Genomic DNA, 13,240 nt, shown 5'->3' with positions numbered 1-13,240 from the left:
GTGGGTTGCGATGATCGTAAGCCTCATCCTGCCCGAACTCGCCGCCGCCGTTGAGCTAACCGGCGCCTGGGCATCTGATGCAGAAAACTGCAAAAAGGTGTTCGTGCGGAGAGGGCGCGCCAGTCAGATCGATTTCACTGAATTCCCGGGTGTTTACGGTGGTGGATTCATCATCGAGCGGGATCGGCTCAGGGGCAAGTTCGTCAAATGCACGATCAAGTCTCGCAAGGAAGATGGGCAGAGTCTCAATCTAATCGCCGGTTGCGCGACCGACATCATGTTGTCCAACGTCCAGTTCGTACTGCAAGTTGTCGATGACGACAACATCGCCCGTGTATTCCCGGGCGTCGAGGGCATGGTTGTGAAGTACCACCGCTGCCGGCTCTGAGCAGGCCGGCGGTTCGCAGGTCCTGTGGCATGAACCTTTGACTTATATCAAGCCTTGATGGTGTGGCACCTCGCAGATTGCGAGCGCGACCTAAGGAGGATCGACATGAACGTAAAAAATTTTCGTACCGTGATCGGCGCTCTCGCAACGACTGGTTCAGTCGTCGTACTGGCAGCGGCGGCGTGCTCCGACGCGCGAGCTGATGATTCCGGAGCTCTGCTCAAGGCCATGGCGGATTATACCGCCGCCCAGAAATCAATCACAGCGAGCTTCGATAGCGACATCGAAGTTCTTACGCCCGAACTACAGAAGATCCAGTTCACGAGTTCCGGGCAGTTGAAAATGACGCGGCCCGACAAGTTTCGCGTAAGACGGACCGGCGGCTACGCCGATGTCGAGTTAGTTTTTGACGGCAAGACCGTGTCGCTCTACGGCAACAATGCCAAGGCGTATGTGCAGGCGGATATTCCAGGCACGGTTGATCACCTGATAGAGGCCATTCAGGACAAGACCGGCGGGGCACTTCCAGGGATGGACTTATTGCTCTCCAACGCCTTTGACGAAATGACGTCAGGTGTCGAGGAAAGCGAGCATATCGGCCAGGGTGTCGTCGACGGAGTTGAATGCGAACACCTTGCGTTTCGCGGGTACGACACGGACTGGCAGATCTGGATTCAGGTTGGGGCACAGCCCATTCCGCGGAAATATGTAATCACCAGCAAGACGCTCGCGGGCGCGCCGCAATACACGCTCCGGATCAAAGATTGGAAGACCGATCCGATCGCGGACGCCGATGCCTTCACCTTTAATGCGCCGGAAGGCGCAACAAAGGTGGGTCTCGATTAAGACGTCATGACGGAATTTGACGAAATCCCCCCGGGCACAGCCGCAGGAGCAAAGAAATGAACCTCTCGATGCATCGAACGATCCTCATTGCCGCCGCCGTGACCTTGTTCGCTGGAGCGCTTCTCTGGAATGGCAGTGCGGATGTGAAGCGCGGCCTTGTTTCGGCCGCTGAAGCGCGGATCGGGCGCCCGCTCACGCCGATGAGCTATGCCGGCGTCGCCCGGAGGACCACACGCCGCGCCGTCTATGGCACGGCGGCGGCCGCGGCTGCGGCCGGGGCGACCTACTATGCGACCAGACCCGGCTGTGTCCAGGTGACCAATGCCTACGGACAAGTGGTCACGAGATGTTAGCCGCGACGCACAAGGCGCGGGTGACTTTTCGATGATCACGATTCTGGAGGTGGCGGCTAGGTATTGAGAGCGAGGCATTCAGTGGCAACGACCACGGTCAGCCAGCCGGCTGTTCTCAAATCTGAGGTGCTCCTTTTTCCGCAGCCGGCGTTGCAGCTCATTTATGACACAGCGCCGATCGGTCTTGCCTGCCTTTCACCGGACTGCCGTTACCTCCAGATCAACCAACGGTTGACCGAAATCTGCGGGATCTCCGTTGAGGATCACCTTGGGAGGTCGGTACGCGATTGCGTTCCGGCGCTCGCCGACAGCGTCGAGCAAATCGTCCGCTCGATTATGGAAACAGGCGAGCCGGTCACCGGCATCGAGGTGGCGGGGCAGCGAACCGGTCAATCTGAAGAGCGTTTCTGGACCACCTATTGGCATCCGCTGCGCTCACCAAGCGGCGAGATCGTTGCCGTCAACGTTGCTGCCGAGGAAACTACTGCGCGTAGGCGGAGCGAACAGGAGATGTGCCGCGCGCGAGAGATCGCGGAAACAACGCTACGGCACCTGCGCGAAACGCAGGCGTCCCTGATCGAGGCGGAAAAACTCGCCGGGCTCGGACGGCTGGTTGCGGGCGTCGCACACGAGATCAACGGTCCCGTCGGAATCAGCCTGACAGTCGCATCTTCACTGCAGCGCCGATACGAGGTCTTTGCCAGCCAAGTTGAACGGGGCGAAATCAGGCGATCGGCCTTGAACGAATTTCTCGGCGGGGTACGCGACGCCGCGCTCCAGCTTGTCGCAAACCTTGTTCGAGCGTCCGAACTGGTACAGTCGTTCAAGCAGGTCGCCGCTGACCGCAGCGATCTGGAACGGCGATGCTTTGACGTCGGTGAACTCTCCGAACAGGCCCTGGTCGCATTGCTACCAGAAGCGCGCAAGCAGGGACTTATGTTCGACGTCAGCTGCGAGCCGAATCTTGTCATCGACAGCCTGCCGGGCCCTTATGGATTGGTGGTGAGAAACCTTGTTCTTAATTCGATCATGCACGCATTTCCGAATGGCGGGAAAGGGACGATCACCGTCAGGGCAGGCCCGGTCGGAGAAGGCGATATCGAGATCGTGGTTTCCGACGACGGATGTGGCATGAGTCCGCAAATCCGGCGCCACGCTTTCGATCCGTTCTTCAGCACCCGCCGCCACGAAGGCGCGACCGGCCTCGGTCTGCACATCGTGCACAGCATGGTGGTCGACCGCCTCGAAGGACAGCTCGAGCTCACGAGCGGCTCTGGCGTCGGCACGACCGTCCGGCTGGTTCTGCCGCGAAAGATCAGGTCGAAGCCAGAGTGTGAACCAGAAAGCGTGAAATGGGCATGACGGCCGACCCTTGATCTTGATCAAAGCTCTGCCCTGTCGCCGGTGTTGGCTGCAGCCATGTGTCTTAAGGGAGAAGAACTATGGTGCAACGCGGAAGTGTGTTGTTGGCATTGGCAATCGTGGTCGCAACTGCTGTCGGTGCTGCTGCTCAGCAGCCCACCTCGGTGGCATCACCTACGGCAGCACCGACATCCGACCAGGCCTTGCTGAAGCCCGAACAGCTTGAGGCGCTGGTCGCCCCGATTGCGCTCTATCCCGACGCTCTCCTTGCCAACATGTTGGCGGCGGCGACCTATCCGCTCGAAGTCGTGGAGGCGGACCGCTGGATCAAGGAGAAAAAGGATCTCAAGGGAGACGCTTTCAAGGGGGAAGTCGACAAGAAATCGTGGGACGACAGCGTTAAGGCGCTGACTGCGACGCCCTCCGTGCTCGATACGATGAGCGACAAGCTCGACTGGACGAAGAGTCTCGGCGACGCCATGCTTGCGCAGCAGGCGGACCTCATGGACGCAATCCAGCGGCTGCGCGAAAAGGCGCGAGGCAACAACAAACTATCCTCGAACAAGCAGCAGAAGGTCATCGTCACGCAACAGGAGAATAAGCAAGTCATCGTCATCGAACCGACCGATCCGAACGCGTTGTATGTTCCCTACTACGAGCCCGCGACGGTTTATGGCGCGTGGCCCTATGCGGCGTATCCCCCCTATTATTTCGGCTATCCAGCCTATATCGGTGCCGGTGCGATCGCGGCGGGCATCGCCTTCGGTACGGCCTGGGCGATCGGCCGCTGGGGCAATTACTGGGGCGGCGGCTGCAACTGGGGCAACCGCAACGTCTATGTGAACCATCGCACCACCAACGTTTGGCAGCACAATACGGCGCACCGCCAAGGCGTTCGCTACAACAACGCCAACGTTCAGCAGCGCTTCGGCAACAACAACCTTCGCGCCGGGGCCAGTAACCGGATGGATTTCCGCGGTAAAGGCGGCCAGCAAGTGCTCAACCCTGGAAGGGACCGTCCGGGCGCCAGCGATCGCGGCGGCAATGTCAGCGACCGTGCCGGCAATCGTGGTGATAGAGGCGGCAATCGAGCGAACACGGCGGATCGTGGCGGAAATCGCGGCAGCGCGGGCAACCGAGCCAAGCAAGGTGGAAGCGGCAACCGCGCCGCCGCGGCCAACCGGTCGCGAGGCGGCGGGGGAGGTGGCCTCAATGTATCCTCGGGCAGAGCGGCGACTGCGGCCTCAGCGCGCGGCCGGGCAAGCTTCGCCAGCGCTGGCGGCGGCGGTTTCCGTGGAGGCGGGGGAGGAGGCGGTTTTCGTGGTGGAGGCGGTGGTGGAGGATTCCGCGGTGGCGGCGGTGGTCGCGGCGGAGGCGGGCGGCGTTCTGACCTCGCCTTGAAACACGATGTGGTCCTGCTCGGCCATCTCGAAAATGGCCTCGGCTATTACCGCTTCAGCTATATCGGTAGTCACAAGGCCTATGTCGGCGTGATAGCGCAAGAGGTCGAGAATGTGATGCCGGCGGCTGTGGCCCGCGGTAACGATGGATTCCTCCGAGTCCATTACGAAAAGCTTGGTCTTACCTTCCGCAGCTACAGCGACTGGCTTGCCGGCGGCGCGAGGATTCCCGCGGAGGTGCACCCATGATCACGCTCACCTATCGAGCCGCCGTTCCCGCGATCATGGCTCTGGCTATCCTGACCCAAGCCTCCCAGGCGCAGGAGTCGTTTTCTTCGCCCCAACAAGCTGCGGCTGCGCTCGCCGATGCGGTCAAGAGTGGCACGAACCGGGCGATCTTCAAGGTGCTCGGCTATGACGCCGAGGACATCGTCTCGTCGGGTGACGAGGTTGCTGACGCCGAAATGCGGCAACGCTTCACGAGCGCCTACGACGCCAAGCATTCGATCAAGGCGGAAGGAAACAAGAAAGCCACCCTCATCGTCGGGGACGACGACTTCCCGTTTCCGATTCCACTGTACAACACAAAAAGCGGCTGGGAGTTTGATACCAAGGTCGGCCGTCTCGAGATTCTCTATCGCCGCATCGGCCGCAACGAGCTGGATACGATCCAGACTTGCCTCGCTTTTGTAGACGCCCAGAACGAATACGCCGAGAAAGATCGCGGTCAAGGCGCCGGTGTTTACGCCCAACGCATTGTCAGCAGTCCCGGCAAGAAAGACGGCTTGTTCTGGCAAGATGATCTTGACGCCAGCCCGCTCGGCGAACTTGCGGCAGAGGCCTCAAGCGAGGGATACAAGCTCGAAGGGAAGGGCGCGCCCTATCACGGCTATCACTATCGAATCCTGAAGGCGCAAGGATCGGGCGCACCTGGCGGTGCTCTCAACTACGTGGTCAACGGCAAGATGATCGGCGGCTTCGCGCTGATCGCCTATCCAGCGGAATACGGCAATTCCGGCGTCATGACTTTCATGGTCAATCACACCGGCACTGTCTACGAAAAGGACTTGGGAAGATGGACTTATGACTACGCCAAACGCATGACGGCGTTTGATCCGGACCAGACCTGGAAGAAGGTCGACGTTACGAGCCGGCAATAACAGCGAGAGATTCCGATGGGCAAATACTTCATAAAAATTGCTTTTGTGATGCTGCTGGCCTCCGTTGGCCTGACGAGGCCATCTCACGCCACTACAGGTCACGTTCAGGTCGAGTTCCTGAAAGGTGGCTTGATTGTCGGAGCCGGATTCGGTCGCGGGGTGCTAAGTTATCATGGGCGAGACTATCGTTTTAGGGTCTCCGGTCTGAGCTTAGGTCTGACGGCCGGTGTATCCTCCACGCGGCTCTATGGGAAGGCCTCTAATCTGCACCGATTGCCCGACTTTGGCGGGACCTATTCTGCGGTTGGCCTTGGCGGGGCTTGGGTCGCGGGAGGCGGCGGCGTGAAGTTGGTGAATGGCAAGGGTGTGATTATCACACTGCGGGGCATCAGGGCGGGCCTGGAAGTTGCAGCCAATCTGACCGGCATCAGGATCGAATTTGCACAGCCTGTAAATTGAAGCGCGCGAGCCGGGGTCGAAGCGTTCGGCGGACCCGTGAGGCGATGTTGGTCGTTGAACAATGTCTCTGACAGGGATTGTGCTTAGCAGTCCCACGGCGGCGTATCACTTCACAACTGAAGAAACCCGCAGCGCCAAACCGAACTGCAACCAAACCGGCAACCCCGACTTTCGAAACCACCGCAGCTATCAGCTTACGCAGATCGCCGGAAAGGGGGGCTCGGTCCTGACTGCGCCTTCTTCTTTGGGCGGCAATCCATGCTGCTACACCAGCGCCCGCAGTCATCAGTCCGCCGATGCCAGAACCGGCGAAGCCCAGCCATTGGTTCACTCCAGCTTTGAGGAACGTCGAGATTGCTTGTCCTAGGCTCACGCGAGATGCGGCGTACTGATCTGACCGAGGCAATGATGCAAGACTGGGCAATTCAAAGTAACGTCCGCATCATTGCGGGTATTGAGGTTACGCAGAGTGAAGCGATCACAACAAACGTATTCGTTTTCTGGTTGGTAGTCTTCCTGGCTGTCTCGGAATAGAGACGCGCGGCGTGCTCATATGAAGAAATATCGCCGCTTTCGAAGGCATACATGTTTTCACTAGAGCTGCTCAGCTCGTCGACATGCAACAATCTTCTCGTTAGTTGCGCTCTAACGAGGCTAGAACTGCCGTCGCGGTAAACGCCATCGATACTTCTTGCCAGAGACCTTGAAGTTACAATCGGGTTCATGGTGGCTTCTCATCATGGGCCACAACGCGGTCAGTCTTATTTGCCAATCGTCTCAGAACTTGATCTGGATCAATCGAGTTTCGAGCGAGCAGGACGGCCAGTCCGACTTCGCAGCCAATCATCGTGTCGAGGCACGTGCTACAAGCAACTGGTTGACGTCCGAAGTGGCTGTACTAACGCCCGTCGCAACGCGCGGTTGCGGTAGGGGCGTTCGCTGCCGTAGAGCGCAGCAAAGGCGCCAAGACTGGCCGTTAAGCCGGCCCCCTGATTGTCCAGCACCAACCTACAAACAGGCAGAGGCCTGAAGCCATCGACGCTCGCGCCGCTGCGACCAATCGACCTCGGTCCGGTCGAAGGTTTGGCAAGGTCGCAAAGTTTACCTGTGGTCGGGGCGGTGGCGTTGAGACCAGATTCGTCGAATTTTCCATCTTCACCAAATTCATGCGACGGAGAAACCGCTGGCAAGTACATCCTGGATCAGAGAGCAGCGCTGCGTAAGCGCAGGCAATCGATCGCGCGGCATACCTCCCAGCAAAATCAACTGAGCTTCAGATCACCAAGCAAACTATCCATTCGCCTGGTCCAGTTGGCGCTGTCGGTCTTTTCCGCGAGACCATCTGCTTGCAGGACGTCGCGGACCTGCCCGCGCGCGCCGACGATCTGGAAGGCGATGTTAATCGAGGCGAGCTCCGAATGAAGGTCGTGCAACATCTTAGCGCCCGCCAAATCGATGAACGGCGAAGAGGAGAGGCCGCAGACGACGAGTTTAACGTCCGGCACCGCACGAACTCTTGCTAGAACTGTCTCCATGATGGTTTCGGCATTGATATAAAGCAGCGAGGCTTCAGGACGAAATGCGATAATGCCCACGAGCGGCTCGACATCCGGATTCCGGGCTCGGTCGGCATAGCGGCCGGTTCCCGGCAATCGGCCTAGGATCGCGACATTCGGCTGCGAGGCGCGCGCCAGCAGTAGGAAGATCGAGGCGAGAGCTGCCAGCAAAATGCCCTGCAAAATGCCGAGCAGCAGTACCGAGAGCAGCGCGATAGCGGCGGCATAGAAATCGATCCGGCTGATTCGCCACATGCGGACGAGCGCCGCAACATCGACAAGCTTGTAGACCGCCGTGAAGACGATGGCCCCCAGCACCGCCTTGGGCAGATTCGTCAACAGACCGGTCAGGAACACCAGGCAGACCGCGAGCGTGATCGAGCAGATGACGAGCGCGAGCGGCGTTTTCGCGCCAGCTTGGTCATTCACGGCGGATTGCGACAGCCCGCCCGCGACCGGATAGCCATGACCGAGCGACACCGCCAGATTGGCCGCACCAAGTCCCAAGAATTCCTGCCGCACGTCGAGTGGACAGCCATGCTTGGCAGCAAAGCTTCGTGCCGCGGAAACTCCTTCGACATAGGCGAGCAAGAGGACGCCAGCGGCCAGCGGAAACAGTTCGTCGAATTCCAGCAAGCCAAAGGTAGGCATCGCAACGCTCGGCAGCCCTTTCGGTATTTCTCCGGTGACGGCAACGCCCAATCCTGGCAGCCCGAAGACTGTCGCAATAAGGATAGACAAGACGACAACAGCGAGCCCGGCCGGTTTTCCCGGCAAGAAACGTGCGCCAAGCAGCAACAGCGCGATAGCTGCAAGGCCAATCGCCACTACGATCACGTGCATATCGCCGAGCTGCCCGGCAAGCTTGACCGCTCGATCGAAGAAATTGCGGCCGCCGCCCGCGACCCCAAACAGGCTTGGCAGTTGTGTCATGACGATGGTGAGCCCTGCGCCGGCCTTAAAGCCTACGAGGATACTGTCGCTGATGAGGCGGACCAGCATGCTAAGCCTGAACAGCCATGCGATCAGGCAGAGCAGCGCGACCGCAAAGGCAGCGAGGCTGGCAATTTGCCCATAGCGGACCGCATCTCCTGCGGCCAGCGGCCCGACTGCTGCCGCGATCATCAGCGAGATCGCAGAGGTCGGGCCCGCTGCGAGTTGCCGGGATGAGCCGAGCAACGCGTAGCCAATGCCGCCGAGCATATAGCCATAGATCCCGATCTGCGGCGGCAAGCCCGCGAGCGTCGCATAAGCGAGCGAGACCGGGATCGCATAGGCAGCAAGGGTTACACCTGCGACAATGTCCGGGCCCAGCCAGGAAGCGCGGTATTCTGCGAGCCACTGGGCGGGCGGAAACAATCCAGGCGGGTTCAGTGTCACCGTCGCCTCCTGATCAGCCCTACGCTATTTTCAACCGAGCGCCATCTTGCGCAGATCAACAGGACCAGCAGCAACGCCGCAATCGGAACGATGAGGGTGAGCGTTGGCACCCGTTCCGTCACGAAGGCGCCGGCAGCCGCCCCTGTTCCGAACATGGTGCAAACGCCCATGTAGATGCAGGATTTTCGCAGCAGCCCGTGTTGCGGATCTCCGGCTACAAGCGCGAAAGCTCCGTCTATCGCCTGGCGCAAATTACCTGTGATCATAACTGAACTGTAGACCGAGCCTTCGACCTTGGTGAAAATCGATGCCTGCATGGCGGCGACCATTGAGATGCCAAGTGTGCCCACAACCTCCGGTACACGGTTGTGCAGGACGCTGATTAGGATCAGCATCGCGACCTCGACAAGCAGGCTAAGCTGGCCGGCTCGAGCACCGGCTGCTCGCTGAAGCCGTGAGGCGATTACGACCCCGATCATGAAGGCGAACAGCGGTGGGACGAATTGGAATGCTTGCTGCCATTGCCCCGCCGTGGCATTCACCCACAAGAACACCAGGTTGGCCGTCTGCACGTTGGCCAAAACACCGTGGATGATCCAGGTGTAGGAGTCGACATAGCCCGCGGCAAAACTCAGGGCGACCAGTAAGCCTTCTTCGGGGCGCCCAGGCGGAGCGGCACGCAGTGAGGATACGGTTGAGCTCATCGGCCGATAGACGCGGCATTCGCCAACGGCGGGCTTGATCTGAATCAATCGATACCCGGAATTTTAGGCACGAAGACGCGCTTTGGACCAACTGACAATGTCCCGGCCGACTCCCGTACGGATGCGAAATGCGCGGATGCCTCCTCTGGGGTGTCGAAAATATACGGCGCCAACCCACTCTCGATCGCGGCGCTGAGTTGGCGCTACGTGAATGTTCCGACAAACGCCATCTTCTTGGCGTTCTGGCGATGTTGATACAATCGCCGGCTCGCCAACCGTGGCCCGAATTTGCTGACGTTCAAGTTACCTTGCGAATCGGCCTGTGCGAGTCCAAGAAACGCCGAATCGAGGACGCCACCACGAGTTGGGAATCCCAGCTTTCGAGGCCAAAAAATTAGGCTGCTCTCATCGCGGCAATCCGCGAGCTGCTTGACCACGGGACGTACGTCATGATGCACGGGCATGACGAGATAAGGCAATTCGCTTTGCCGCGAGGGCGCTCTGTTGAGTGCCTCAAAGTGTTCCAAAATTGCGTCGGGCCCTAAATCCATCAACAACTTGACTTAGGCGTCGCGCGAATTCATCGCGCGGCGGTCGGCTAAGTTGATGATTTCGCCCTGTTGCGGGCCGTCGATCGCGCTGTGCGGCTGATCAACGAAGTTTGTCACTGCGGCTGCGCACTACAGGGTCGCAGTTCGAAAAAGTTGGTACCGGCGTTGGTATCGTTATGTCGCCGCTCATTAAAAATCTATAAAAATCAATTTTGTCGGATATATAAAAAGCCGCCCCTGGGCACCATTCATTTCTTTTTTTGCGCCGTCTCACCGCACCTCGCACGAAGCTCGCAAACACAAAATGCGTTGGCTCGCAGTCATGCTGCTCGCCTTTTCGGCGGAAATTGCGCAAGCCGACGAGCTGGTGAGGCGAAAGCCAGGCCTCTGGGAGTTGCGCTGGTATTCTAACGACGTGAAGGCGTCGCAATCCCCGCTGAAGCAGAATCCCGCCAGGATGTGCATCGATACCACCACGGACGAGACGCTCGCCGCTCTCTACGATGCCTGCGATCCTCCGCTTTTCTTCGCGTTCTACTCGCCACAGTTCACGCGGGAGCTGGTCTGCGAAGCCGCCGTGGCCGACTTCAAGACCATATCGCGCGCCAAGATAACCTTTGCAGGTGACGCCGCCTATCGCATCGAAGTCAGGACTCGTCTTGAACCGGCACTCAAAGGCGAAGGCGAATATAGCGGTGGCCGCGAGGGCAAATGGCTGGGTGCCTGCCCGGCCGACATGCGCCCCGGCGATCTCATCGTCGGAGATGAGCCGAAGATCAACATTCTCGAAGAACTGGCAAAGCCGGCGCAGTGACGCGAAGACTCGTGTCCGGTGACCTAGGCGACGCAGACACCCGAGACGGCGACCTTCTGGAACAGATGCGGGAAGAGACGACGGAAGAGGGACAGGCGGAGATCTTCGATCTGAAGCGCTGCCAAGAGCACCGATGGCCACGACAGCATGGCGGCTGCGGACAACGCGGTGCTGTAAGAATCTTTCGAGCTTGAGGAAGCTGGGTTTGTGCCGATGTTGACATCCGTGATCGAGCCGCCGCGATGGCGGTAGCTCGCGGGCGCACTGTCGAATTTCGCTTGTGGAAGCGACGCGGAAAGGCCGTGCTTCGCATCTACAAACGACAGCACTGCAATCCAATCTCGCAGCGGTCTCGGCGCTATTCTCATGGAAGCGATTGAGATCAGGCAAATCTGCGACGTCGCGATCTCCAACGGTTCCCTGGAGAACTGAGCCATGTCCAGAGCTCGGTATCGCGTCAACGCAGCGATGGTTTGCGGCAAAAACCTCTACGAGATCGGCCAGCGTCCAATATCGAGGTGTCCAATGCTGAAGGGATTTTCCGTTCCTCTTACGCCACAGGGATTGTCGCCTCTCGTAAGTCTTCCCCCGTGGCACTATTCCAGCGACTGTCTTGTCGTCGAGTACTGGGCCGATTCTGAAGCCGTGACGGCTCTCCTCCCGCCAGGTGTTTCGTCTGACGCAAAGTCGAACGGGCGCTCATTTGTCTGGTTTCTCGATTGGCAATTCACGGGCTCCAACGACGAGCACACGGACCCCGCCCGGTATCAATACCGGGAAGCATTTGTTTTGGTGGAAGCTGTCTTCGACGGCAAGCCAATCAACTATTGTCCCTACATCTTCGTTGACAATGACGCCGCGATCGCGCGCGGCTGGGCCCAGGGCTTTCCGAAGAAGCTGGGCAGCGTCTTCCAGACGCGAAGCTTCTCCGCGCCGAGCGCCGCGGCCGCTCCGCTCGCGAAGGGCAGCCGCTTCGGCGGAAGCCTCGCCGCTCATGGCGAACGGCTCGTGACGGCGCGTATTCAGCTGGAGGAAAAGGCCGAAAACCCGGCCGCTATATTCAATCGCCCGACGGTGATGCGCCGCTATTTCCCCCAGCTCTCGGCGGGTCTGCAGGAAAAACCTGCGGTGGATGAGCTGACGATGTCGCTCACCGACGATCTTGCGGTCGTGGACGTTTGGGCAGGGTCGGCCGAACTCAGGATCCCCGAGGTCCAGGGTGAGGACCTGCATTCGCTCGCTCCGAAACGGGTCGGACGTGGCTACCGGCTTGGAATGTCGTATTCGGTGACGGACCTCCGCATCCTGAAGAACTACGTGCGCTAGCTTCCGGTCATGACCGGGTGGGGCGGCTGGTCCCGCATGTGGTGGCCGATCTGGCGCGACGCTAAAGCTGTCGCGTCTTTATGTCTTCAAATTCATCGTGGCAGGCAGAGCTGAAGCCGCGCAACAAATCAATGGTGCCATCGATAGCCATTTCTCGCAGTTCGAAAAAGCTCTTTTCGGGCTCCAGATAGGTATCCAGAATTTTTCGTGTAACTATCTCGGCATTTTCGATCACTTGCGGGGAAGACAAGACCCTCATCCTGCTCAGCTTCGCATAGAGACCGACCAGACCGGGAATGTCCGCTTCATTGTGCTGTAGCGCATCGATGTGGCACTTGGAAGCCTCCTCAATGAAATCCTTGTAGAGGATCTGCCGGCGATTCCTTTCATGATTAAGCCATTGGGCGCGGAGCTGGCTCCGATGGTTGATCCAGTTTGCGATGCCGCTCGTCAAGCTGCCGACGACTGCTCCGGTCAGGGCGGCGAGCGCAGAGATAATTGAGCCATCCATTCGTCAATTTCCACCGCTGCGGGTCTCCCAAAATCATCAGTTCCGCTGAGCGGTCCAATAACCTGAGCAGCGCGCGGTGCCCGAGTATCCCCGCCAGGTGCCGCGCCCGGTTTTGTCAGAGAGCCTGCCGGAGCCGGAAGCGTACTTGTCCTGGACCGTTACGGAGGCACGTACCGCGCCCGAGGACGCGACATAACCTTTGAGCCTGACAAGGTTCGGATGCGTGACGATTCCGTCGTTGATGATGACCGTAAAACTGTAGTTCGGGTCGCACGTGCCACGTTGCGTCACGAAGAGAAGGTCCCAAGACCCGTCATAGACCGAGCGTGCCTCGGCGATGGAGGTCAGACCAGCGAGACTGCCCGCGAGTGCGGCGGTCATCAGGAATTTTACCATCGTCGTTTCTCCAAACTGGCGTGCGGGACTCGCA

The 13,240-nt window shown here is 59.4% G+C and carries 14 protein-coding genes and 1 pseudogene; 9 read left to right on the top strand and 6 right to left on the bottom strand.

The window, feature by feature from the left end; translation table 11 throughout:
- Positions 1-10 precede the first annotated feature (10 nt).
- The 7 genes from BUA38_RS09715 (at position 11) to BUA38_RS09685 (ending at position 5,968) form a co-directional block, all read left to right on the top strand.
- Positions 11-388, top strand: coding sequence for a hypothetical protein (locus BUA38_RS09715; RefSeq protein WP_083587528.1), 378 nt, complete (start codon positions 11-13; stop codon positions 386-388).
- A gap of 105 nt (positions 389-493) precedes the next feature.
- Positions 494-1,234: a DUF2092 domain-containing protein gene (locus BUA38_RS09710; RefSeq protein ID WP_072817731.1), complete on the top strand. Its 741-nt coding sequence runs from the start codon at positions 494-496 to the stop codon at positions 1,232-1,234.
- Between the two features lie 56 nt (positions 1,235-1,290).
- On the top strand, positions 1,291-1,587 hold the full coding sequence (locus tag BUA38_RS09705; RefSeq protein WP_072817730.1) for a hypothetical protein: 297 nt from the start codon (positions 1,291-1,293) through the stop codon (positions 1,585-1,587).
- An 81-nt stretch (positions 1,588-1,668) separates the two neighbouring features.
- Entirely contained in the window at positions 1,669-2,949 is a 1,281-nt protein-coding gene (locus BUA38_RS09700) for a PAS domain-containing sensor histidine kinase (RefSeq protein ID WP_244553227.1), read from the top strand.
- A gap of 80 nt (positions 2,950-3,029) precedes the next feature.
- Positions 3,030-4,598, top strand: coding sequence for a DUF3300 domain-containing protein (locus BUA38_RS09695; RefSeq protein ID WP_072817729.1), 1,569 nt, complete (start codon positions 3,030-3,032; stop codon positions 4,596-4,598).
- The gene (locus BUA38_RS09690) at positions 4,595-5,509 is read left to right on the top strand and encodes a DUF2950 domain-containing protein (protein ID WP_072817728.1); all 915 of its coding nucleotides are present in this window, start codon (positions 4,595-4,597) and stop codon (positions 5,507-5,509) included. Before BUA38_RS09695 ends, BUA38_RS09690 begins: the two co-directional genes overlap by 4 nt.
- Positions 5,510-5,524: 15 nt before the next feature.
- Positions 5,525-5,968, top strand: a complete 444-nt coding sequence (locus BUA38_RS09685; protein WP_072817727.1) for a hypothetical protein — start codon at positions 5,525-5,527, stop codon at positions 5,966-5,968.
- Between the two features lie 1,262 nt (positions 5,969-7,230).
- On the opposite strand, the gene BUA38_RS09680 is transcribed toward BUA38_RS09685, so the two are convergent.
- From BUA38_RS09680 to BUA38_RS38750, 3 genes and pseudogenes are all read right to left on the bottom strand, one after another.
- Positions 7,231-8,904: a SulP family inorganic anion transporter gene (locus tag BUA38_RS09680; RefSeq protein WP_072817726.1), complete on the bottom strand. Its 1,674-nt coding sequence runs from the start codon at positions 8,902-8,904 to the stop codon at positions 7,231-7,233.
- Complete coding sequence (locus BUA38_RS09675) at positions 8,901-9,656, bottom strand: YoaK family protein (protein WP_244553226.1); 756 nt, start codon at positions 9,654-9,656, stop codon at positions 8,901-8,903. Before BUA38_RS09675 ends, BUA38_RS09680 begins: the two co-directional genes overlap by 4 nt.
- A 389-nt stretch (positions 9,657-10,045) precedes the next feature.
- Positions 10,046-10,279: pseudogene (locus tag BUA38_RS38750) on the bottom strand (DUF763 domain-containing protein); the annotation flags it as partial.
- A 184-nt stretch (positions 10,280-10,463) separates the two neighbouring features.
- Between BUA38_RS38750 and BUA38_RS09665 the strand changes: the two are divergent.
- The gene (locus tag BUA38_RS09665) at positions 10,464-10,973 is read left to right on the top strand and encodes a hypothetical protein (protein WP_156898470.1); all 510 of its coding nucleotides are present in this window, start codon (positions 10,464-10,466) and stop codon (positions 10,971-10,973) included.
- A 23-nt stretch (positions 10,974-10,996) separates the two neighbouring features.
- On the opposite strand, the gene BUA38_RS09660 is transcribed toward BUA38_RS09665, so the two are convergent.
- A complete protein-coding gene (locus BUA38_RS09660; RefSeq protein WP_072817723.1) occupies positions 10,997-11,410 on the bottom strand; it encodes a hypothetical protein in 414 nt (137 codons plus the stop codon).
- Positions 11,411-11,498: 88 nt separating this feature from the next.
- Between BUA38_RS09660 and BUA38_RS09655 the strand changes: the two genes are divergently transcribed.
- Positions 11,499-12,299: an acetoacetate decarboxylase family protein gene (locus BUA38_RS09655; protein WP_072817722.1), complete on the top strand. Its 801-nt coding sequence runs from the start codon at positions 11,499-11,501 to the stop codon at positions 12,297-12,299.
- A gap of 61 nt (positions 12,300-12,360) precedes the next feature.
- Here BUA38_RS09655 and BUA38_RS09650 read toward each other — a convergent pair whose 3' ends face one another.
- Together BUA38_RS09650 and BUA38_RS09645 are read right to left on the bottom strand one after the other, a co-directional pair.
- Positions 12,361-12,810: a hypothetical protein gene (locus BUA38_RS09650; protein WP_072817721.1), complete on the bottom strand. Its 450-nt coding sequence runs from the start codon at positions 12,808-12,810 to the stop codon at positions 12,361-12,363.
- Between the two features lie 36 nt (positions 12,811-12,846).
- Positions 12,847-13,206, bottom strand: coding sequence for a hypothetical protein (locus BUA38_RS09645; protein ID WP_244553225.1), 360 nt, complete (start codon positions 13,204-13,206; stop codon positions 12,847-12,849).
- Between the last annotated feature and the right edge of the window lie 34 nt (positions 13,207-13,240).

Origin of the sequence: Bradyrhizobium erythrophlei (assembly GCF_900142985.1) — a bacterium.
Lineage (GTDB): Bacteria > Pseudomonadota > Alphaproteobacteria > Rhizobiales > Xanthobacteraceae > Bradyrhizobium > Bradyrhizobium erythrophlei_B.
The sequence above is the reverse complement of the archived record's forward strand: the minus strand, read 5'-3'. Positions and strand labels throughout refer to the sequence as shown.